This is a genomic window from Paraburkholderia phytofirmans (assembly GCF_046028095.1).
GTDB classification, from domain to species: domain Bacteria; phylum Pseudomonadota; class Gammaproteobacteria; order Burkholderiales; family Burkholderiaceae; genus Paraburkholderia; species Paraburkholderia phytofirmans_A.
Genome location: NZ_JAQQDJ010000005.1, coordinates 485247 through 507528 on the forward strand (window position 1 = coordinate 485247; position 22282 = coordinate 507528).

Consider the following 22282-nt stretch of genomic DNA (forward strand, 5'->3'; position numbering starts at 1 on the left):
CTTGGAGGCAACCATGAAAGTACGCATTGGTAACGAAGGCGAGCATCCTGTCCGCGTCATTGTCGACCGCGACACGGTCAACGACAGCACGCTTGAAGCTGGCGCCGATGAACTGTTCGAAGCAAATGGCGGCGTGCTCGAACTGCGCGAGCTGGAGATGGGAACGGACCCGGCTGAACCGGGCGGCGAAACGAACGGGTGAGTGATGCGGAACTGGTAACGGCGACGGTACTGCCATGATTTGGCGGGGTCGGATAATTCTGAAATAATGACAGCTTGGCTGATTTAGCTTGCGCGGGTGAACGCCTGCTGGCAGCAGTGGCCTATACTTGGCACGCCGTCGAAACAACGACGGTTCAGGTTTGGCGACCTGATTCACTGAAAACCAGCACGCCTGCGCAAGCAGGTCGTGCTCTGCCTCTGCACGTCCGTTTTCAATGGGCGGGCCGTGGCGGGGAGACCTCCGGGTCTGCCGGTTATGGTTTTCAGTGCCGGTTCGCCAACCCTGTCATGTGCCCGCTCACCCTTCCTCACCTGGTAGGCCGGGCCGTCCTTAACGAACGGAGTCCGCACCATGACGCAGAGAAACCTATCTAAATCCCCTAAGACCTTTACCCCTGCACAGGTCGAACGCCGCACGGCAATGGTCGAACGTATCAATGAACGGGCAATGCTGAACGCTGAAATGTTTGCTGCGCAGATGGCAAATATCAGGGCGCTTGCGCGGTCGGCCAGAAGACCAAACGTTTCGCTTGCAGACCGGCTAGGCATCATTGCTTCTCTTGAAGTGCTGGCGACGCAGGGCGAATCCGGTGCAGAACTCGACGCCCAATGTATGTCCTACGCCGTTTCGCTTGGGCCGGATGACCTTGAAGAATTTGAGGCACTAATGGGTACAGGTGAAACCGAGCAGGCCGCGACGCACTGAGCGTAGCGACCACCGAAGACGTGAGCGTTTGCGCCTTCTTCTTTCTAGAACGGCGCCGTCATCTGAAACCCGACTGTCACGCGGGCAGTCGGAAATCCTGAAGGCTTGTAGATCGGCGTTCCTGCGAACAGGTCGTAGGACACGCCGACATACTTCGCCGGCACGCCGCCGCGAATGCCAATCACCGCGCCCGCCAGTTGCGTCCCCGCCAGTGCCGCCGTGTTCGGTCCGAACACGCGCCCATAATCGATCCCCGCATACAGCGTCTGTCCCGTCTGGAATACCGGCCATTGCAGTTCGTTACGCCAGTAGAAACCGCGTTCGGCCGCAAGCATCGTTTCTCCGTCGAAGCCGCGCACCGTGTAGCGGCTGCCGATGGTCAGGTCGTCGATGTAGAACAGCGTGTCGTTGGTGAACTGGCCGTGTACGGTTCCGACGTACCGAAAGCCCTGACCGGCAATCGCAAACGGAACTGAGAGGTTCGCGTCGAGCACGGCCATGTGATAGCGGTAGGTCGGACCATCGGGATACGGGGCGGCCGTTGCGCCGAAACCGCCGATGCCCTGTCGGTAGGCAAGCGTGCCGTCGAACTGCGCGCCACCGAAATAATGGCGGTCGGTCGCGCCAAGTTCCAGATAGGTGTTATTGCGCGCCTGTGTCGGAATGGTCGTGTCGTCGATAAAGCTGTCGCCGAAGCGCTTCGATAGCTGCACGTAGCCACCAAGCACGTCGTTCTGGCTGCGCGAGATAACGCGCGCGAGCTTTAGCGCAGCCGTTTGTGAGTTACCGCTGGACACGAACGTCTGATTCACACCCGCGATGTTCTGGTAGTACGTGTTCGTGTTGCCCGAGAGCGTGGCGGTCCAGTAGCCCCAGGGAATCGAATACGAGCCGTTGAAGCCATGCGAGCCAAGCGCCTTGTTGCCGAACGACAAATCCTGATTCGCACCTACTGTGAAGATGTCGTTCAGTCCGAGCGGGTTGTCGATGCCAAGGCTGACGTTGCCTTGCCATTTACCCGTCGACTCGGTGCCTGAGTTATCGACCGAAGCAACGAAAGTCCAGGGCTTCGCACGCTTGACCGTCAGCACAACATCGCTTTCGCCCGGTACGTCGGTCGGCCGGATTTCCATGCTCACGTCCTGGCTGCCGACGCGCTTCATCTGTTCAAGGCCCTGTTCAAGATCGCGCAGATTCAGCACGTCGCCGCCGCTGGTCGGATAAGCGGTCTGCCATGTGCCCCACATCGACGGATCGGCGAAGGCGATGTTGCGCACGACGCCAGGAACAAGCGCTAGTTTCAGGACTCCACCTGACAGGTCTTGCGGCTGCACGAGTACGCGCGTGGTCACATAGCCACGACTCAGAATCGCCTGCTGCAAGCCCTTGGTGAGCACGTCGATACCTTCCTTGCCGACACACTGGCCCTGGTAGTGGTCGAGCCATTCGCGTGCGAATGCGAACGGGTCGAGTGGCAACGCCGACGCGCCTTTCTTGCGAGCGCTCTCGGGCAGCGTTTCAGGAACACCGAGGGTAAAACGGTCGATGCGGAAACACGGCGACTCGCGCGGGAGTGCGGGATACGTTTCGATCTTCGGTAGTTCCGAGCGCACGACAGGCGCGGATACTGCTGCCTCACGCTGCTGCGCGTCGCGTCGTTGCTGCTGGTTCTGTTCGGTTTCTATACCGCCGAGGCTCTGCGCCGGCACGTTGGGCGCGAGAGTGACCAGGGCTGTGAGCGGCAGAGCCGCCAGCCTCTTGCGAATTTTCATTTCTTTGATTGGTTCCGATTCTGCGCGGCGAGCGGTTACGAGACCGCCGCCGAAAGGACAGTTCTTTTCCTAGCTGTTAATTTGGGCAGCCTTACTCTTGCCGAGGACGTCACGCACCACTGATTGGAATTCGCCGAGACCCACGACAACTTCGTAAACGCTTTGCGGTTCGTCCTTGAACCCATAGATCAACTTTGCTTGACCGGAGCCCTCAACAAGAAAGACATAGTGGCCTTCGTCAGAGAGGCTTTCCGCAGATACCAGGTGACTAAAGTCGTTGGTCTCCGCTTCAGAATCAATCGACGGAAAGGCACGTTCGCAGAGCGTCCGGTACGCGTCAATTGGCGCGAGATTGAACAGCGTTACGTCCTCCACTGCATTACTCATGCAATGCAGTAGTGAAAGCCTGTGCAGATCAACACCGAGCGTTGACCGGTCGGACCAGATCAGCTTGCCGCCGATAAGGAAGCCCAAGCATCCATTTTGAAACTTGGAAGTTGACCAAGATTCGACAGGATCGCACCAGATCGCAAACGTGTCAGGGTTGCCAGATAGCATTTACTTTCCTTTGAATCCAAGAGTACGTTTAACGTCGATTGGAATTTTCGAAACGTTCAGAGGTGCCGACGAGTCGCCCGTCGCCCCCGACCAGTGATACACGCCGTTCCCGTCTGAATAGAATCGGTTGATATTACCGTTCGAGTCAATGGCATAGCGAACACCGTCCCCACCTGGAACTGACGAATTGAACAAGTCAAGCGAGTTTTGGGGCTCCGTTCCGGCGTTCGGACGGTTGCCTGGCAAACCTTCCGTGTGCTTCGGATTCGACTCAACTTGCAAACCGTTATCGGCCGTTACTGTCTCAGGGATCGGCAGTCGATTATTGTTTCCGCCGCTTGCCAGCGTGGCATTGTCCGGTACATACCCCGGCGTTTTAGGCACAGTGTTCGCAGCACCGGTTTCTGCGAGCACGACACCCGGACTTGCAGCGGGCGGACCACCGCCGCCCACGCCCACAATCGCGTTTAGGCCATTCGCAATGCCCTGCATCGCCAGGGAGAACAGTGTTGGCGATTTCTTTCCGGGCTCGCCTGTCAATTGGCGCTCGTCGTCTATCGACTGGTTATACAGATGGACATTCGACGCCATCGCTGAACCTGCCGTACCGCCAACGACAGCGCCGCCGACGCCCGCAGCAATGTTCGCCGCAAGGTTGCCGATCAGGTCCGATCCCGTCGCCGATGCGACTCCCTTCGAGATATCGTTCAGTGAACCGGCCATCTTCGACGCCAGACCCGCGCCCGCCGCACCGCCAATGGTGCTGAACGCGCTGCCGCCGCCAAGTCCGCCAATCAATGCGCCGCCCGCGACATGCAGTTCAGCGCGTGAATCGCCGCCTTCCTTCCAGTTGTTGTAGTCGGCTGCCGCCGCAGCCATCCCGTCGCTGTCACCACGTTTGTATGCAGCGGCGTAGGCATCGGCCGCATCGTTGCGCTTCATATCCGCATACGCACCGATGCCTTGTGACACGGTCTGGCCCGCTGCCTGCGCGGCCTGCATGGTGTCGGCCTGCTGGTTGAGGATCGCATTCACGTCCGGCGTTTTGGCGACTGTGCCGTTCGTGTTCGTCGTATCGCGCGAAAGCGCCGCTACGTCCTGCGTCTGCGCCCCCGAGTTCGTCACGTTGATCGTGCCCGCACTGATCGCGCTGCGCGTCGTCGCGCTCGAATCGCCATTCTCGTTTTGCGAAACCATCGGCGCGACCGAAGGCGTTCCGCTTACAGAGCCCGGACCGACTGCCTTGCCGGTGTTCCCGCCGAAGCCTACGCCCGCGCTGATGCCGTTGCTGTTGGCGTCATAGTGCGACTGGTTCTGGATATCGCTAAACGTAAGCGTGCCGGTCGTCAGGCTGTTCTTCGACTCGTCTGCCGTGCTCGAAATGACCGAGCCAGTCAGGGCCGTGTTGCCCTTGACGTTGACGTTGAATCCACCATCGCCCGCCATGATGCCGGCCTGTTCGTTCACGCCCGCATAGTTCGAATCGGCGTGCCCGTTCTGTGCGCTAAAACTTGCGCTGCCGCCGCCCTGGCTGATCGTGAAGCCGCCGCCTGCGCTGCTCTGGTGCGCGGCGCTGTTTGTCACGTCCTGCACGCTCACGATGTTGAGGTTGCCGCCCACATCCGCATTGATCTGCTTGCCGCTGATCTGCGAGCCGATGATGTTGGTATCACCGCCAGACATGACCGTTACGCTGTTCGCGCCTGTGACGTGCGAAGCGTTCTGGATCGACGCATCGCTGTTCGCATCACCGTGAGCGTTCGCCATAGCGGCAGAGACGCCAAAGCCGCCGCCAAGCGTGTACTGCACACCAATGCTCGCGCTGCTGGAACTGTTCGAGCTACGGGTTGAATCCGTGTCCGTCGTGTTGATGACGTTCACCTGATTCTTCGCCGCGAGAATCACATCGCTGGCGTTCACGTTCGACCCGGCAATAGTCAGATCGCCGTTTGTCGCAACGAGCCCCGCAGTTCCGCCTGCCTGAATGCTGGAGCCGCGTTGCGTCGTCTGATTCTCCGACGACTGGCTTTCGCTCTTGCTCGAACCGATACTGACCTTGATGCCGATATCGGGTTTGCCGCCCGCTGTTACTCCCGCAGACGTGAGGCCGGTCAGGGCAACATCGCCCGCCGCCGCAATGCTGTGCAGGGCTGCCGCCCGGTCGTTGCCCGTGCTGGTGGAATTCTTTGCCGCCTGACTTTCGGAATACGCGTTGTTGATCGCATCGCCAACCGAACCCGCAAGGCCGATTGTGAGACCACTGCTGCTTTGCTTTTGCGTCTGCGCCTGGTGCGACGTATCAGTTGCGGCGTCGATGATGACGTTCGCCGCCGTCCCAGCGAGGTTCCCGCCAGCAACCAGATCGCTGCCCGTCACGTGTAGCGTGTTGCCTGCCTGAATCGAGAGGTCGCCATTGATCGAGCCGACCGTGCTCGCGTTGTTCGTGACGCTCGACGCCTCGTTCGTCGTCGCGAGTTTGTTGGTGCCGATTGTCACCGTCAGGCCACTTGTCCCCAGGCCCGTGCGCGTCTCCTGGTAGCTGCTGGATGATTGCGCGATATTCTGCGTCGTCGTGATGTTCACGTCATGCGCAGCACTCAATGCAACGTCACTCGTGCCAACGATGGTGCTGCCCGCGACATTGATATCCTTGCCGCTCACGATCTGCACAGCGTCAGCCGAAACAAGACTGCCCTGACTGACGGTCGCCGTCGAACTGCTCGAACTTTTGACCTCCTTGCCGCTCACCACGTTGCTGTGACTGTGCTGTTCCTGCGAGTTCTCGACATGTGTTTCCGTCGCAGCGCCGATGTTGACGTTGCCCGCCGCCGCGAGCGTCGCTGTTCCCTTGTCGAGACTGATCGCGCTGCCAGTCACGCTGATGTCCTTGCCCGAAGCCACCGTCAGCGAATTGCCCGCATTGAGCGTCGTCGCCGTGAGCGTATCGTCGGACCTATGCAGCGACTCCGAGTAGCTGCCGTGACTGTCGCTGCCCGAACTGTTGCTGTCGACGGTCGAAGTCGCCTTCGCCGCCTGGAAAGTCACATTGCCATTCGCCGCGACGACACCGCCACCGCCGAGGTTGATGTTGGCGCCCGTCGCCGTCAGGTCGCCGCCGACGCCGATCTGTGAGACGCCGCCAACATTCACCGAACTGCCGGTCGTCTGGTTGATGTTCGTATTCGATACGCCGTTCGCACCTGAAACGACCTTGTGCTCGCCGGTCCGCACCGAGCCGATGTCGTAGTTGCCGCCTACGGCCATGCCGAGGTTGCCCCCGACGTTCAGGTTGCCGGCGTTCTGCTCGAAGTTGCCACCGGTCACAATGGCCGCATTGCCCGTAACGTTCAGGTTCGCGATGGGGCCGAGCGTGGTCGTAGTGCGCGTTGCCCCCGTCGCGCTGATCTGGTCGACCGTCTTCACCGCCGAATTCAGCAGCAGGTCGCCGCCCGCGTTCAGCGCCAAACTGCCGGCGTTCACGGTCGCCGAGGTCAGGTCGACGTTGCCCTTCGTCGTCAGCGACATCAGGCCGCCGCTTTGCAGCGTGCCGAATGCGTTGTTGATCTGGTTGCCCTGGATCGAGAGCGTATTGCCGGCCTGCACCGTGCCGCTGTTGGTGAAGGTCTGCGCGTTCTGGATGTCGATATCGGTCGCTGCAATCAGCGGACCGTTCATGTTCTGCTGGCTCGCCTTCGCGAGATAGACGACCGGCACCAGAACGGACTGACCGTCAACGACTTCGGTCTGCATGATGACGACGTTGCTCGTGAGCGCCGCCACCTGCTCAGGCGACAGGCTCATACCGAGCGGGAGATTCAGCGACTGCGAGAGCGACGCGCCCGCGGCAAGCATCGCCTGGTACATCGACTGAAGATCGGTGTACGGACCGAGCACAGCCTTGCCGGTGAGCGACGTAATCTGGTTGCGAACAAGCTGCTGCTCGTAGAAGCCATCGCCGAGACGCTTTTCGGTCGTCTGCGGATTCAGACCAAGCTGTTGCAGATAGTAATCGCTCGAAATGAACGTCTTCTGGTTCGTGAAGGCCGGATTCGTTTCAACCAGCCAGGACGATCCCGGCGCGGTTGCCGGACCGAACAGGCCGCCTTGAGGAACAGTCAGGTTTTGCAGCACGTTCTGCGCGGTCGCGCTCGCGATCGTCGGATTCACCATGCCCGCGCCACCGCTCACCGACGCCGCGCCGGACTTCGCGCCGCTCGCGTTACCGCTCAGGCCACTCACGCTCACGCCGGACATTGCCTGACCGGGTGCGAGACCCATCGACGGAATACCTGCGTTGCCGGCCGTGTTGTCGATGCTGATACCCGAACCCGATAGCGTGCCGCCCGAGACAAAGCTCGATTCATAGCTCGGGAGCGAGTAGTTGCGGATGTCGGCCGGCGCAGCCTGATATCCGCCCGGATTCGAACCAGCAAATGGCGCATTACCGAACGGCAATGTCCAGTTGTGCTCGGAGTTGTCGTAGTTGTTGTAGTGGTAATAGCCGGAGTACGTGACCTGCACCTGGGGCGCGGTTTGTCCTTGCCAGCTATTCTGGTCGAGCGACACGGGCGCGGCGATGTTGCCGACTGCCGCGACCGCGCTCCAGTAGTTCTGGAACACGCCCACGGTTGACGCGTCGAGATTACCGCCCGCAATGATCTGCGCCTGCGGGCTGATGTTTGCGATCAGATTCGCCAGCGCTACACCTGTATAGGTCGTGTACTGGTAGCCGCTGTTCCACTGGCCGCCGTGCGGCGGCTCGATATTGACACCGCCGATCATGTCCGGGGTCGCATTGGACCAGCCCACATTCTGACCGGAGCAGGCGGCCATATTGACCGCAGTGCATCCCGAGAGGCTGATGCCGAGTTGAGCCAGCAACGTCGGATCGACCGGCTGGTTCAGGCCGGTCGTCGTCATCGTCGTGCGGGTGTTCGTGACCTGGCCGGCATGCAGTTGCATGTCGTCCGCCGATTCGATCAGGCCCGACTGGTTGCGAATCAGGTTGGCGTTCGTGTAGTTCCCGTTCGCATCCTTGCCACCTGCCAGTACGACCTTGCCAAGACCGTAGATCGCAGTCGTCGCCTGCGTGTCGGTCATCGTCGTGTCGTCGCGGTTTTCGATGTCCTGAGCGAGTAGTTCGAGCGTGCCGGTGCTGTCCGTCGCGCCGATCAGTGCGGTGGGTCCGACGTTCTGTATGGACTGCGTGGCATTGAGCGAGATGCTGCCGCCGACAATCGCGCCGGTATTCTCAAGGGTGTTCGAGTGCGTCGTGAGCGTGCCGCCTGCCATCATGACACCGCTGTTGGCGATATCGCCCGCGTTAATGCCGAGGTTATTCGCCGCTTCCAGCGTCGCGCCGTTGCGGAATGTCCCCGGCAAGGTAAAAGTCAGGTCGTGGCCCGCGGCGAACTGCAAATCTGGCGTAGGCGCGAAATCACCCTGTACGGCTACCGCGACATCATTGGCCGCACTGTATGCGCCTCCTCCCGTGAGTGCCGCAGCACTGACGGACAGGTTATGTGTCGCGCCGATCTGGCCGTTCGTGTTCGTGACGGCGCCGGCGGTCGTGATCGCGACATTGCCGTTCGAGCCGGTCAGGTTGCCGATCTGGCCGCCGCTGTTATCGACCGTACCGGCCTGCACCGTAACGTTCGCGCCGCTTATCTGGCCGCCGCGCTGGCCGTTCTGCGTGTTCACGAGTGCCGAGGTATCGACGTCCACATTGCCGTTACCCGTCATTACGCCATCAGTGTTCACGGTCAGGCTGCCGCCGTGAATGGTCGTGTCGCCCGTGCCGAGATTGCCGACAAGCCCGTTCGTGTTATCGAGGGACGCGGCCTGTATGCCAAGTGTGCTCGCGTCGCCCGTCGCACCCGTGCCGGACTGAACCTGTCCGTTTGTGTTCGTCAGCGCACCGCCGCTATCGAGCGAGAGGGACGAGAGCGAGCGAACTGAGCCTTGCGTGTTGTTCACGTTGCCCGCGATGTTCGCCGCGAGATTGCCCTGAGCGGCGAGCACGCCGTTCGCGTTGTTCAGGCTGCCGGCCTGCGCGACAAGCTGGCCTGCGGTGATGATCCTGCCACCGATGTTCGAGAAGGTGCCCGCGCCGTTGCCCGGTGCAATGGTCAAACTGCCCGTTCCGGCATCGAGGATCGAACCACCGTCATTGATGAGCGCTCCTGGTGCGAGCGTCAGGTCAGTGCTGTTGGTCTGGAATATGCCGCCGTTCGAGTTGTCGAACGTGCCGCTGACATTGAAGCCCATCGACGACAAACCGTACTGCGTGATCGTGCCCGCGTGGTTCAACAGGTCCGTCGCATTCATCGCGAGCTGGTTCGCCTCAATGTCGCCGCCGCTGTTGTCGAGCGTGCTGCCGGTCGTCACCGTGAGGTTCGGCGCGACAATCGAGCCGCGGCTATTGGTCAGTGATCCCGCCCGGACCGATGCGTTCGCGCCTGCGCCAATCTGGCCGCCGTTGTTGTTCAGCGTGCCGCTGACAACGCTCAGGTCGGTATTGGAAAGCAGCTTGCCGTTCGTGTTGTTCAGCGTGCCGCCGACTGCCGCCGTGAGTCCGTTCTGTCCGATGACAGAGCCCACCGTATTGTTGAGCGTTCCGGCCTGTATCGCGGCCTGTCCGTTGGTAGCAATCGCGCCGCCAACGTTGGACACGGCACCCGTGCCATTACCCGTGTTGATTGTCAGTTTGCCTTTGCCAGCGTGCGTAATCGCGCCGCCGTCGTTGTCGAGCGTGGCCGGTGCAATCGTCAGGTCCGTGCTGTTGCTTTGCAGCGTGCCGCCTGCCGAATTGTCGAGTGTGCCCGATACGTCGAGCGTCATCGAGCCGGTTCCGGTCTGCGTGATGGTGCCCGCGTGGTTGAGGAGGTTCGCCGCGTGCAGCGTGAACTGGTTGGCGCTGGCCGAGCCGTGGCTATTGTCGAAGGTGGCCGCCGAGAGCGTGAGCGCACCGGCCGCACCGAATTGACCCGCGTTCGTCAGTATCGTGCCCGCCGAAGCGTTGACGTTGCCGTTCGCCGCCAGCGTGCCGCTGTTGAACAGCGTTTGCACAGCAGCCGCAATCAGGTTCCGAACGGCCGTGATCGAACCCGCGTTTGCGATCTGTCCGGCCTGCACGGTGACATTGCCATTGCCGCCGATGGTGCCAGCCCCGGTGCCGCCCGTTCCATTTTTCAGCAGGCCGGACGAGGAGAGCGTCAGCCCGTCACCGTTCAGCGACGCAACACGTCCGGCAGTGTTATCAAACGAGCCCGCGCTCGCCGTCAGCGCAGCCGCCGCCTGCATGGTGCCGCCCGTGTTCGAGACGGCACCCGTGACGTTTTCGCCAAGTGTGCCGGCCGATACGATCTGTCCGTTGCTGTTCGACAGCGCGCCCGCATTGAGAGCCATTGCGCCGCCTGACGACAATGCGCCGTTGTCGTTGGTCAGCGTGCCCGCCGCGTTGGCCGTCAGCGTGCCGCCTGCTGTTACCGTCGCGCCTGACGTGTTCAGGTCGCCCGCCGTCGCGGTCGAGACGAGGTTGCCATTCGCCGACGTGCTGCTACCCGCGAGATTGACCGCTGTGCCGCTAATGGCCGCGTTGCCGCCCGCCACATTGCGGCCGGTCGCCGCGACCCCGCCTGAAGCGTTCACGTTCAGGTCGCCGGACTGCGCCAGCGAGCCGTCGCCATTTACGCCAGAGGCGAGCGTGCCCGTCGAATTTACCGCGCCCGCGCTGACGGTCGTGTTCTGCTGCGCGGCAATCATGCCGCTGCTGGTTAGCGCGCCAGCCGTGTTCAGGCTGACGTCCTGCTGTGCGTAAGTCGTGCCGCTGTTGTCGATGCCGTCGCGCGCGCTCGCGCTTATGTTGCCGCTTGCGCTCGCCTGACTCGCCAGTTCCAGTTTGCCCTGTGTAGTCAGGACAAGGTCGCCGGCATTCGCTCCTACGACGCCCTTGAGCGAAACACCCACACCTGCCTCTGTGCCCACGAGAACGATGCGATTCGCATACATTCCGCCAAGATTGCTCACGTCGATGGAGACACCCGGCGCGGGGCCGTCGCCTGCAATCGGCGTCGCCGAAAGCGTGTTGTGATCGACGCTGTTCGCGCCCGTGACGACGTTCAGGTTCTTCGCGTAGACTGCCGCATTCGCCTGTACGGCACGCGCCAGCAAATCCACCTGGTCCACGTTCGACGCGTTCAGACCTGCGCCATTGATAGTGATGTTGCCGCCCGTGACGTTGAAGCCTGAGACGGAACCATCGGCCGCATAGTTCGGCGTGCCCGTCGTCAAAATCGCACGGGAAATATTGATAAACCCGCCGCCATTGACAGCAATGCCGTTCGGATTGGCGATGATAACTTCGGCGCGATTGCCTGCCGTTTCGAGAAACCCGTTCAACTGCGATGCGCTCGCGCTGTTGACCTGGTTGACGATGACCCTCGCCGACTGGCCCGCTGCAAAGTTCGGGTTGCCGTTGATCGCGCCGGCCTGTTGCGTCTGGACGATCGTCGGCGAGTTGTTGAGAATCGCACCTTTCGACTGCACGTCAAAGCGGTTGTACGTGTTAACCGAGACGCCTGCACCGGAAGGTCGGTTGATGTTGACCTGATCGAGGCCGTTGGGTGTCTGGATGACGTTAGGTGCGTGTGCGCCGCCAGAGACGATCTGCGCGAACGTAAGCATCGGCGCGAGCGCCAGCAGCGCCGCAGGCAGGAAACGGCACAACGTCACGCGAATGGCAGAGCAAAGCGGCGCACGCCCCGTAGCGCGCGTTTCTCCAGCCTTGCCCGCGGCCGTCGCCGTTTCCTCAACGGCGACGAGCATGTTGCGCGCGCGACTATAGACCAACCGGTAACGACGATTCATCAACACAACCCCGCTGTAAACAATCCGTCAATTTTTCGGGGTTGGGTTGAAAAAGTCCGTCACAAATTATCAAGAACGCATACTTTCAGATTTGTCCTATGAATGGGCGATGCGCGGCGCATTGATCTGTAGCATTTCGCCAACATGGGAAAAAAGAGCCCACTGGGAGCGGGCCAAATCCGCATGACTTGCCGTCCGGGGAGCACGGCCCGTCTTTATAGAAGGATGGCCCTGATACAGCCACCAATATACGGGCGCGCGTGGCGCGCGCCCGTATGAATAGTCCGATTCACCTGCGGCGCGCCCGGACATCGTCCAGATAAACATCGACGATGATCGACAGTCGCCTGACGACGGCAGGGTTGTCACGGTCTGCGGCGACGATTTTCTCAATCATTGTGCGAGTTCCGTCTGTCGCCAGCACGAACCGTTCGGCCAGAACTAACAGGTCGTTCGGGACCGGGGCGGCTGCATCCTCCCTGAGCAGCCGCATTTCGGCGAGCGTGAGACTGGTCAGGTCTCGGTTAAGCAGAAGATCCGGCGCAATCCCGAATGCATCTGCGAGTGGCAACAGCAGATCCGAGTGACGCGACGCGCGCCGCTCAAGTTGATAAACCTGTTGTCCAAGTTTTGCCCGATCCCTCCCTTTGGCCTTTGGACCAAGTCGGTCTACGAGGTCGCCACGCTTCCATCCAAGGAGCAGACGAACATGCCGCACGTTCTCGCCGAAACTCATAATGCCGCCCTCGCAAATGACGACGCCCGCAAGTGCGGGCGTTCAGAGTTAGATTTCATCAACGGCGAGCGCAATGTTTTATATATGTAATCTCCAGGTTCCTTTGAATACATGCACCGCCGTCGTGCTTTTTTTTGATGCGACCGTTTCATGACGACTTGCGTCGTCCCTAACCGGTTCTAATAATCAGATCAGTTCAGGAATGGGCGTGCCTTCCTGATTATCGTCTTACGCTGCATTTGCGGCCTGTAATGTATTTGTTGTCAGATGAGAGGCAGCCATTGCTCTGACCTTATGTGGCTCGACAACCAGCCCTTCGGGACGGCGTAGCTGATCCAGGCTGCAATGGAATATCTGGGCGAACTTCTTCAGCACACGGTCGCTCATGCGATCCTGGTCGATCATCCGTGTCAATAATTCGACCGACGTTCCGAAGCCGTCGGCAACATACTTGTCCGTCATCCGTCGATAGATGCGCCAGGCAATAACCGGCGATTTACCTGCCCGAATGTGATCGAGCACGGTATCAGGATAATCCGTGTCAACGGGTGCCATCTTATCTGGCTTATTATAATTCGCTTCTTTTTTAGTCTTTTCAGAATTTGAAATGGCGCTCAACTGATCAGGCGAGCAATCGTATATTTCAGCAAAGCGCTTTAGCGTTTCTTTGCCGGGTGAGTTATATCCCTGCTCGTGCCAGATAACCGTCTTATCAGACAGACCAGTTAATTCGGCCGCGTCAACTGCCGTGAATTTACGGTATTCCCGCCATGCACGCAGAAAGTAGGTGCCGCCCTCGATCGCAGCGGCGACCTCGTCAGGGACAGGTGCCCGAAACTCTCGTGGAAAGAAAACGTGACGTATGTAGCGGCTCGTGGCCGGGGCAGCGTCTACGACGGGTAGCGTGGGCGCATCGTTCAACTGCTCGCTGGCGGATAGCACATCTGGTCCGATTGCTGTAACGATAGGCGCCACCGGCTCGCTGAACAAGGCTTCGAATGCCTCGCGCCTGCCCACTCGTGGGTTCGATGGCGGTTGTCGGTCCAACGGTTTGCCAGTGCATTCGTTCCCTAACTCGGCCATACCGCAAGCCGAATTGGCAAGCGATCCCTTGAAAGCTCCAGGCCTTACCGACTGTTCAACGCGTCGTGTCTGCGCAGCCAGCGCCGCCTGCCTGAACTCGGCCAGCATCGAGAACATGGAATAAGGGATGTCGGCGCGCAACTTGTTCCCCTTGTGGTCCGTTACGAAGCGACATTCGGAAAAATCAAGACCGTACATAAAAAATTCCCCAAGCAATTAACACGGTGAATTCATTTAATACAATTGTCTATTTGCGCGCGGTCTTATAGACGAGTGTTTATTATTTGGGTTTCGGTAATGCGGAATCAACATTAGAGGATTTAAACGTCGTGCGCAAGCCTCGACTGGTGGACGTTCCTGTCGAATATACGCATGTCTATTTCCTTGGAATTCGCAAAATCAATTTACGGACAAAAGTTGATTTCCGTCGTTAATTGCATTCGGCGTGAAAGCCCTGTCGGGTGGGGGCTGCGCGACTCGAAGATCAGAGCGCTTGGCCGCGGTCGGTAAATTGAGTTTCGATCTTACGGATTGTAGGTGTTTTCCCTGGCGCGGCCGTATTGTCGCGCGCGTGATAGTGCGGACCGCGTCGTCGTCAGAGTTGTCGTACAGAAGGGGGGCGGAACGCGGCTCTGGCTGCTACTGTGTTTCTATACAGCGCACGCGAGCAAGCACAATTTCAACCAAGGCAGAGAAGCCGCGCAGCACGACCGGCTGCGCAGCCCCGGTCAATGTCAGCGCGGCAGAGCCGGCGCGCCAACGGGCCTAGCGCGCCGTGGGCGTCCGGTCGGCACGTCTATAGACTGCAGCCAGACCTGTCTCCGGGTGACAAATCCTACCCCCGCAACCAAGCTCATCAAGTTGGTTAGAGACGTCGAAAACAACATTGAAGGCTTGCCAAACCGGCAGGCCTTTTTTGTTTTCTTTCCAAATATTTCATCGCGCGTCGCGCATTCCCCGCTTTTCTCGTTTCCCCAGTCTGATTCCATCAGCGGTTCCTGAAGTCAATCACCCCGCCCCTGACGCATCCGCGCCTTCGAATCAAGCCTCACGCGCTAGATACTCCGGATTCCGAACAAAATGATTGCGGCATTTGCGAGCCGTTCCGGCGCCCCGCGCCCCAGCCTCACCGCCCGCGGAATCCCGTGCGACGCCAATTCTGCGGCCTGAGAAAAATCGCGTCCCAGTGATAAACTCCTATCACCCTTTCTCGTCCCCTTCCTATGAAATTCTGTTCTGTCTGCGGCCAGGGCGTCAGCCTGAGCATTCCGCCTGGCGACAACCGCGAGCGCTTCGTTTGCGGCAGTTGTGGCACGGTGCACTATCAGAATCCGCGCAACGTGGTCGGCACCGTCCCGGTGTGGGACGACAAAGTGCTGCTGTGCCGTCGCGCGATCGAACCGCGCTACGGCTACTGGACGCTGCCCGCGGGCTTCATGGAAATGGGTGAGACGACCGCCGAAGCGGCATCGCGCGAAACGCTGGAAGAAGCCGGCGCGCGCGTCGAAGTGCAAAACCTCTTCTCGCTGCTGAACGTGCCGCACGTGCATCAGGTGCATCTGTTCTATATGGCGCGCCTGCTCGATCTCGACATTGCCGCCGGCGAAGAAAGCCTCGAAGTGAAGCTCTTCGAAGAACACGAAGTCCCCTGGGACGAGATTGCCTTTCCCACGGTCGGCCAGACCCTGCGCTTCTTTTTCGCCGACCGCGCCGCCGGCAGCTTCGGCCTGCACACGGGCGACATCTTCCGCTCGCTGCGCGAAGGTTGAGCGGCGCGCATGGTTCCCTGGCTCGGACCTGACGATCCGTTTCCGCCCGTCGAACGCGCCCTCGGCGCGACCAGCGGCGCGCCCGGCCTGCTCGCCGCCAGCGGCGACCTGCTGCCGTCGCGCCTGATCGACGCCTATCGGCGCGGCATCTTCCCGTGGTATTCGGACGGCCAGCCGGTGTTGTGGTGGAGCCCCGACCCGCGCATGGTCCTGCGCCCCGCCGAATTCAAGGTGGCGCCGTCGCTGCGCAAAACGCTCCGGCGCGTGCTGCGCGAAGACGCGTGGGAAATCCGCGTCGACCATGATTTCGCCTCGGTGATGCGCGCCTGCGCGCAGGCGCCGCGACGTGGACAGCGCGGCACCTGGATCACCGCAGATGTGGTCGATGCGTACTCGTCGCTGCATCGCGTGGGCGACGCGCACAGCATCGAAACCTGGTTCGAAGGCAAGCGCGTGGGCGGTTTGTACGGTGTGTCGTTCGGCAAAATGTTCTTCGGCGAGTCCATGTTCGCGGAGGTCACGGATGCGTCGAAAATGGCGCTGGCCGCGCTTGTCGGACACTTACGCCGTCACGAAATAGAAATGATAGACTGCCAGCAGAACACGTCGCATCTGGCGTCGCTAGGCGGTCGCGAGATAGCGCGCAAGGCGTTCATCGCGCATGTTCGCGCGTCGGTCGAGGCGCCGCCGATTCCCTGGCGCTTCGACAAGACCGCGTTGCTCGAGGTCGTCGCGCCGGCGTCGTAGGAAAGAATCAGGCCGAATCCGGATCCGCCGCCTACCGAGCCGCGGGTCACGAGCCGCGGGTTGTCCACCGCAAGGCGCCGGGTTTGCATTACCAGAGACGCTTCGAGAGCTGCCAACGTGACTCATCCCAACGAGCTGCCTCTTTCACCGCTTTCGGCGCTGCAATTTTATGCAACGGCGCCCTATCCCTGCAGTTACCTGGACGGGCGCATTGCGCGCTCGCAAGTCGCCACCCCCAGTCACCTGATCAACTCCGACGTCTACACCGACCTCGTCAAGGCCGGCTTCCGGCGCTCGGGTGTGTTCACGTACCGGCCGTATTGCGACGGCTGCCGCGCCTGCGTGCCGGTGCGCGTGCCGGTCGACCAGTTCGAGCCGAACCGCACGCAGCGCCGCGTCTGGAAGAAACACGGCGAACTCATTGCCACCGTCGCGCCGCTCCACTACGACGAAGAGCACTACGCGCTCTACATGCGTTATCAATCGGCGCGGCATGCGGGCGGCGGCATGGATCGCGACAGCCGCGACCAATATGAGCAGTTCCTGTTGCAGAGCCGCATCAACTCGCGGCTGGTCGAATTCCGCGAACCGCTGCGCGATCGTCCGGATGCGCCGGGCATTCTGCGCATGATCAGCATGATCGATATCCTCGGCGACGGGCTCTCGTCGGTGTACACGTTTTTCGAACCGGGGCTGCCCAACACGAGCTTCGGCACCTACAACATCTATTGGCAGATCGAGCAGGCGCGCAGCCTCAAGCTGCCCTACGTGTACCTGGGCTACTGGATTCGCGAGAGTCCGAAGATGGCGTACAAGGCGAATTTTCGGCCGCTCGAGGGTTTGATCGACGGCGCCTGGTGCGTGCTCGATCCCACGAGCGTAGACCTGCCGCCGGTCGACCTGGCGATACACGGCAAGCGCCCGCCGCTCAAGCCGTAGCCCGGCCGTTGCAAAGGCGCGCGATCGAGCGGGCCGCGCCCGATCCCGCCAGTCGGTCTCATTAATGTCCCAAAGCCGGTAAAATGGCGGGTTCCCATTTTCCGGCCGCCCGGCTTCATCCCGTGTTCAGTTCCCTCTACCCGCTTGTACGCGCCCAACTCTTTCGCATGGACGCGGAAGACGCTCACCACCTCACCTTGCGCATGCTCGGCGCCGCCGGCCGCACCGGCCTCGCCGGCGCGCTCGCGCCGCGCGTGCCGGATGCGCCGCGCACCGTGATGGGGCTGACGTTCCGCAACCCGGTTGGGCTCGCGGCGGGTCTCGACAAGGACGGCGCCTGCATCGACGGCCTGGCCGCGCTCGGCTTCGGCTTCATCGAAGTGGGCACGGTCACGCCGCGCGCGCAGCCGGGCAATCCGCGCCCGCGCATGTTCCGCCTGCCGCAGGCGAACGCCGTGATCAACCGGATGGGCTTCAACAACGCGGGCGTCGACCAGTTCGTGAAGAACGTGCAGGCCGCGCGCTACCGCGGCATTCTCGGCCTGAACATCGGCAAGAACGCCGACACGCCGATCGAGCGCGCCGCCGAAGACTACCTGTACTGCCTCGAACGCGTGTATCCGTTCGCCAGCTACGTGACGGTCAACATCTCGTCGCCGAATACGAAGAATCTGCGCCAGTTGCAAGGCGCGGGCGAACTCGACGCGCTGCTCGCGGCGCTCAAGGAGAAGCAGCAGCGTCTCGCCGACATGCACGGCAAGCTCGTGCCGCTCGCGCTGAAGATCGCACCAGACCTCGACGACGAACAGATCAAATCGATCGCCGACACGTTGTTGCGTCACCGGTTCGAAGGCGTCATCGCCACCAACACCACGCTCTCGCGCACCGCCGTCGCCGGCATGCAATACGGCGACGAAGCCGGCGGCCTGTCGGGCAAGCCGGTGTTCGACGCGTCGAACGAAGTGATCCGCAAGCTGCGCGCGGAAGTCGGCGAAACGGTGCCGATCATCGGCGTCGGCGGGATTTTTTCCGGCGACGATGCGCGCGCGAAGATCGCGGCCGGCGCGTCGCTGGTGCAGCTTTATACCGGGTTTATTTATCGCGGACCGGCGCTGGTCGCCGAATGTGCGCAAGCGCTGCGTTAAACCCGGCTGCGCCGAGCGTCGCGCCTGCCTCGCGACGCTCGGCTCGGGCATCGGGTTATAGCGCCGGTGCCCTGTGCCCCGCGCGACCATGCCCCGCGTCTCGCGTCTCGCCTTCTGCGTCTCGCGTCTCGCCGCCGCATCCAGGACGCCGCGCCCCGCGCCCGTAATATAGACATAAACAAACGATATTTGAATTTCGATAGTCTGCTTTGTTATGCTTTCGTCTGCTAAAACGCCAGACGAACAAAAAAGGAACTCGATGAAATTTGGCTTGCTGAAAAAGATTCTCACCGCCGGTTTGATCGGCGCGTCGTTCACCGCCGTCGCCGCCCACGCCGACGACCTGCTCGATCAGGTCAAACAGCGCGGCACGCTGCGCATCGGTCTGGAAGGCACCTTCCCGCCGTTCAATTCGAAAGCGCCGTCGGGCGAACTGGTCGGCTACGACGTCGACATCGCCAAGGCCGTGGCCGCCAAGCTCGGCGTGAAGCCGGAATTCGTCACGACGGAATGGAGCGGCATCATCGCCGGTCTGCAGGCGAACAAGTTCGACGTGATCGTCAACCAGGTCGGCATCACCGACGCACGCAAGCAGGCGCTCGACTTCTCGCCGGCCTACACGTATTCGGCCGCCCAACTGATCCAGCGTAAGGACGACACGCGCCAGTTCAAGTCGCTCGACGATCTGAAGGGCAAGAAGCTCGGCGTCGGTCTGGGCACGAACTACATGGACATGGCGAAGTCGGTGCCGGGCATCGACGTAAAGACGTATCCGGGCGCGCCCGAGTACCTGCGCGATCTGGCCGCCGGGCGTCTGGACGCGGCGCTCAACGACCGCCTGATGCTCGCCTACCTGATGAAGAACTCGCAGTTGCCGCTGCGCACCGGCGCGAATGTCGGCGCGGGCAACCCTTCCGGCATTCCGTTCAGAAAGGGCAACCCGAAGTTCGCCAAGGCGATCGACGACGCGATGACTCAACTCGAAGCAGACGGCACGTTCTCGAAGATCTCGGACAAGTGGTTCGGCATCGACGTCAGCAAGCCGATCAAGTAAAACACGCTAGCTGAACCGAAGGGCGGCATCGTCGACGATGCCGCCCTTCGCGCTTCTACAGCAAAGTTTATGATGTGCGCTTTTGCGCGCCTAACCCGTCCTCCGCCCAGCTCATGTCCACCACTTCCCTGCTCGTTGAATCGCTGCCCGTGCTCGCGCAGGGCGCCGTCCTGACGGTCAAGTTCGCGGTTCTGTCGATGATCTTCGGCCTGATTGCCGGCGCCGTGCTCGCGCTGATGGGCGTCAGCCACAACCGCGTGCTGAACTGGATCGCGCGCATTTATGTGAGCGTGATGCGCGGCACGCCGCTATTGGTGCAGATCTTCGTGATCTATTACGGCTTGCCGAGTTTCGGCATTTCACTCGACCCGACGCCGGCCGGCGTGATCGCATTGTCCGCGAATGTGGCCGCGTATCTGTCGGAGAGCATGCGCGGCGCGATCCTGGGGATCCACAACGGCCAATGGCTCGCCGCCTACAGTCTCGGACTCTCGCGACGCCAGACGCTGCGCTACGTGATCGCGCCACAAGCCTTGCGCATTGCCGTGCCGAGTCTGTCGAACAGTCTGATCAGCCTGATCAAGGACACTTCGCTGGTGTCGGTGATCACCGTGACCGAACTGCTGCGCAGCGCGCAGGAGATCATCGCGTCGACCTATCAGCCGCTGCCGTTGTATCTGGCCGCGGCCGCCGTTTACTGGGTGTTGTGTCAGGTGCTCGAAAGCGTGCAACGCTGGTACGAACGGCGCCTTGCGCTGCCGTCGCGCCACTGAGCACCCGAAGCTTTTGGTTTAGCGGCTGGCGACAGAAGACGCCGCATCCAGCGGCGCACCGAAGCGTTCGAAGCGCGGCGTGTAGTAGTGGTCCGGGTCGAGCGAAAACGCGACATGGCGCGTGCGGCCCATCAATTCCTTGCGCGGAAAGAAGCCGAAGTAACGCGAATCGGCGCTGTCGTCGCGATTGTCGCCGAGCATCAGATACTCGCCGGGCGGCACGACCACTGGCCCGAACGAATCGCGCGGGCTCGGCGCCTGCGGCGCGAGCCGCACCGTATGCGTGACGCCGTCGAAGCGTTCGGTCAGATAGTCGCCGGGCGATGCGGCGTCGCCAGGCAGCGGCTTGAGCTTGAGCGGCTGGTAATCGGCGCGCACGCCGTTCACATACAGCACGTTCTCGCGCATCGCCACGCTGTCGCCGGGCAAGCCGATCAGGCGCTTGACGATCAGCTCATGCGCCGCCGACGAATCGATCGTCACGATATCGCCACGCTGCGGATCGTGCAGATGCGCGATCGCGATATGCGTGAGCGGCACGCGCAAATCGTAGGCCATCTTGTCGACGAAGATCCGGTCGCCCTCGCGGATCGTCGGCAGCATCGAGCCGCTCGGCACGACGTTCCAGTCGGCCACGGCGCTGCGAAACAACACCATCAGGAAGAGAAACGCGACGACGCTCTTGTTGTCGCGCCACAGTTTTCCGAGCATGCGCATGGCAAGCGGCTCCATTGGAAGGAATTCGAAAGCGGCGGACACGTGGAGCGTTTTTTCTCTCCGCATGCCCGCGCAAATCCTACCACCGCTGCTGGGCGCAATGCGGCAACGCCGGTTGCGCTACTCTCCTGCGAACTTCAACCCGAGTGCCGCGCGCGCCGCGTCGGCCATCGCGATCATCTGCAGCGACCTGCCATGCGGCATCACCGGACTTTCCACCTGCCCCGCCCGGATCAGTTCGCAGAAGTGCGCGGTCTCGTAGTTCAGGCCGCCGCCTTCGAACGGCTCGTCGAGTTCGACCACGCGTCCATCGGTATAACGGATCGTCGCGCGCGACGGATTCCACCATGGCTCGTGAATCGTGACGTGTCCCCCTTTGGCCATCAGCAGCGCATCGCCCTTGCCGTGCAGATCGAGCCCGCAGAACAACTGGGCGATGCCGCCTTCGTGCCGACTGTTCAGGCTCGCGAACGTATCGACGCCCGTCGCCCCGAGCCGCCCCAGCGTCTGCACCTCGAGCGGCGCGCCCAGCCAGTCGACGGCGAGAAACATCTCGTAGATACCGATGTCGAGCAACGCACCGCCCGCATGCTCGAACGACAGCGACGGATGATCGTCCGGCACGCCCGGCACCGAGCAGCCGGCCCGCACCAGCCCGACCGCGCCGATCGGATCGGCATCTAGATGTGCGCGCAACTTTCTGTAGAGCGGATAAAAGGGCGGCTTCATGGCTTCCATGAAGAGCCGCTGCGCGCCTCGCGCGGCGTCGAGCACGCGCTCGAGCTGCGGCTGATTGATGGTGGCGGGTTTTTCGCACAGTACGTGCAGACCGGCTTGCAGCGCGGCGATCGCGTAGTCGGCGTGACTGTCCTGGACGGTGGCGATATAGAGCGCGTGGATGCCGCTGGCGAGCAGCGCGTCGAAACTCGCGCACACCTCGCCGCCGAATTCCCCGGCGAATGCCATGGCCGGTTCCGCACGGCGTGACCATAGCGCGGAAAGTTGCGCGTGCGGCACATGAGCGAGACCTGCCGCGAAGCGACGGGCAATGCGGCCCGTCCCGACGATTCCCCAGCGGATCGTGCCGTCCGAGGGGATTTCCTGCGTTGCGATTGTCATCGTTCCTTCGAGTCCATGCAGTTCAGAACAGGCGCTATTGTCGCGCATGCCACACGCTCTCGCGTGGACGTGAA

Annotated in this window: 15 protein-coding genes; 8 read left to right on the top strand and 7 right to left on the bottom strand. The window is 61.5% G+C overall.

Annotated elements, in window-relative coordinates; translation table 11 throughout:
* Positions 1-13: 13 nt before the first annotated feature.
* Positions 14-202, top strand: a complete 189-nt coding sequence (locus PQR54_RS18055) for a hypothetical protein (RefSeq protein WP_408247941.1) — start codon at positions 14-16, stop codon at positions 200-202.
* Between the two features lie 372 nt (positions 203-574).
* Positions 575-928 (top strand): hypothetical protein, encoded by a 354-nt coding sequence (locus tag PQR54_RS18060; protein WP_408247943.1) that lies wholly within the window; start codon positions 575-577, stop codon positions 926-928.
* 44 nt (positions 929-972) lie between these two features.
* Here PQR54_RS18060 and PQR54_RS18065 read toward each other — a convergent pair whose 3' ends face one another.
* The 5 genes from PQR54_RS18065 to PQR54_RS18085 all read right to left on the bottom strand — a co-directional run bounded on the left by PQR54_RS18065 (position 973) and on the right by PQR54_RS18085 (position 14143).
* Complete coding sequence (locus PQR54_RS18065; protein WP_408247945.1) at positions 973-2700, bottom strand: ShlB/FhaC/HecB family hemolysin secretion/activation protein; 1728 nt, start codon at positions 2698-2700, stop codon at positions 973-975.
* Positions 2701-2769: 69 nt separating this feature from the next.
* Entirely contained in the window at positions 2770-3258 is a 489-nt protein-coding gene (locus PQR54_RS18070; RefSeq protein ID WP_408247947.1) for an Imm42 family immunity protein, read from the bottom strand.
* Positions 3259-12126: a two-partner secretion domain-containing protein gene (locus PQR54_RS18075; protein WP_408247948.1), complete on the bottom strand. Its 8868-nt coding sequence runs from the start codon at positions 12124-12126 to the stop codon at positions 3259-3261.
* Between the two features lie 289 nt (positions 12127-12415).
* Positions 12416-12862, bottom strand: a complete 447-nt coding sequence (locus PQR54_RS18080) for a hypothetical protein (RefSeq protein ID WP_408247950.1) — start codon at positions 12860-12862, stop codon at positions 12416-12418.
* 228 nt (positions 12863-13090) lie between these two features.
* Positions 13091-14143 carry a helix-turn-helix domain-containing protein gene (locus PQR54_RS18085; protein WP_408247952.1) on the bottom strand — a complete coding sequence of 351 codons (1053 nt, stop codon included), beginning with the start codon at positions 14141-14143 and terminating at the stop codon, positions 13091-13093.
* A gap of 1025 nt (positions 14144-15168) precedes the next feature.
* Here PQR54_RS18085 and PQR54_RS18090 point away from each other — a divergent pair.
* From PQR54_RS18090 to PQR54_RS18115, 6 genes are all read left to right on the top strand, one after another.
* Positions 15169-15714, top strand: a complete 546-nt coding sequence (locus PQR54_RS18090) for an NUDIX hydrolase (protein ID WP_012432750.1) — start codon at positions 15169-15171, stop codon at positions 15712-15714.
* A 9-nt stretch (positions 15715-15723) separates the two neighbouring features.
* Positions 15724-16461 (top strand): leucyl/phenylalanyl-tRNA--protein transferase, encoded by a 738-nt coding sequence (aat, locus tag PQR54_RS18095; RefSeq protein ID WP_408247955.1) that lies wholly within the window; start codon positions 15724-15726, stop codon positions 16459-16461.
* A 117-nt stretch (positions 16462-16578) separates the two neighbouring features.
* Positions 16579-17400 carry an arginyltransferase gene (locus tag PQR54_RS18100; RefSeq protein WP_408247958.1) on the top strand — a complete coding sequence of 274 codons (822 nt, stop codon included), beginning with the start codon at positions 16579-16581 and terminating at the stop codon, positions 17398-17400.
* Positions 17401-17483: 83 nt separating this feature from the next.
* Positions 17484-18545 (top strand): quinone-dependent dihydroorotate dehydrogenase, encoded by a 1062-nt coding sequence (locus PQR54_RS18105; protein WP_408247961.1) that lies wholly within the window; start codon positions 17484-17486, stop codon positions 18543-18545.
* 259 nt (positions 18546-18804) lie between these two features.
* Positions 18805-19599, top strand: coding sequence for a cystine ABC transporter substrate-binding protein (locus tag PQR54_RS18110; RefSeq protein WP_408247963.1), 795 nt, complete (start codon positions 18805-18807; stop codon positions 19597-19599).
* A 113-nt stretch (positions 19600-19712) separates the two neighbouring features.
* Positions 19713-20372 (top strand): amino acid ABC transporter permease, encoded by a 660-nt coding sequence (locus PQR54_RS18115; RefSeq protein ID WP_134456290.1) that lies wholly within the window; start codon positions 19713-19715, stop codon positions 20370-20372.
* Between the two features lie 18 nt (positions 20373-20390).
* Here PQR54_RS18115 and lepB read toward each other — a convergent pair whose 3' ends face one another.
* A complete protein-coding gene (gene lepB / locus PQR54_RS18120; RefSeq protein WP_012432744.1) occupies positions 20391-21089 on the bottom strand; it encodes a signal peptidase I in 699 nt (232 codons plus the stop codon).
* 120 nt (positions 21090-21209) lie between these two features.
* A complete protein-coding gene (locus PQR54_RS18125) occupies positions 21210-22208 on the bottom strand; it encodes a Gfo/Idh/MocA family protein (protein WP_408247965.1) in 999 nt (332 codons plus the stop codon).
* Between the last annotated feature and the right edge of the window lie 74 nt (positions 22209-22282).

Excerpts from the sequence above, each read along its gene's own strand:
- PQR54_RS18055 (WP_408247941.1), top strand. The coding sequence starts at position 14 with ATGAAAGTACGCATTGGTAACGAAGGCGAGCATCCTGTCCGCGTCATT.
- PQR54_RS18060 (WP_408247943.1), top strand. The coding sequence starts at position 575 with ATGACGCAGAGAAACCTATCTAAATCCCCTAAGACCTTTACCCCTGCA.
- PQR54_RS18065 (WP_408247945.1), bottom strand. The coding sequence starts at position 2,700 with ATGAAAATTCGCAAGAGGCTGGCGGCTCTGCCGCTCACAGCCCTGGTC.
- PQR54_RS18070 (WP_408247947.1), bottom strand. The coding sequence starts at position 3,258 with ATGCTATCTGGCAACCCTGACACGTTTGCGATCTGGTGCGATCCTGTC.
- PQR54_RS18075 (WP_408247948.1), bottom strand. The coding sequence starts at position 12,126 with ATGAATCGTCGTTACCGGTTGGTCTATAGTCGCGCGCGCAACATGCTC.
- PQR54_RS18080 (WP_408247950.1), bottom strand. The coding sequence starts at position 12,862 with ATGAGTTTCGGCGAGAACGTGCGGCATGTTCGTCTGCTCCTTGGATGG.
- PQR54_RS18085 (WP_408247952.1), bottom strand. The coding sequence starts at position 14,143 with ATGTACGGTCTTGATTTTTCCGAATGTCGCTTCGTAACGGACCACAAG.
- PQR54_RS18090 (WP_012432750.1), top strand. The coding sequence starts at position 15,169 with ATGAAATTCTGTTCTGTCTGCGGCCAGGGCGTCAGCCTGAGCATTCCG.
- aat (WP_408247955.1), top strand. The coding sequence starts at position 15,724 with ATGGTTCCCTGGCTCGGACCTGACGATCCGTTTCCGCCCGTCGAACGC.
- PQR54_RS18105 (WP_408247961.1), top strand. The coding sequence starts at position 17,484 with ATGGCGGGTTCCCATTTTCCGGCCGCCCGGCTTCATCCCGTGTTCAGT.
- PQR54_RS18110 (WP_408247963.1), top strand. The coding sequence starts at position 18,805 with ATGAAATTTGGCTTGCTGAAAAAGATTCTCACCGCCGGTTTGATCGGC.
- PQR54_RS18115 (WP_134456290.1), top strand. The coding sequence starts at position 19,713 with ATGTCCACCACTTCCCTGCTCGTTGAATCGCTGCCCGTGCTCGCGCAG.
- lepB (WP_012432744.1), bottom strand. The coding sequence starts at position 21,089 with ATGCGCATGCTCGGAAAACTGTGGCGCGACAACAAGAGCGTCGTCGCG.
- PQR54_RS18125 (WP_408247965.1), bottom strand. The coding sequence starts at position 22,208 with ATGACAATCGCAACGCAGGAAATCCCCTCGGACGGCACGATCCGCTGG.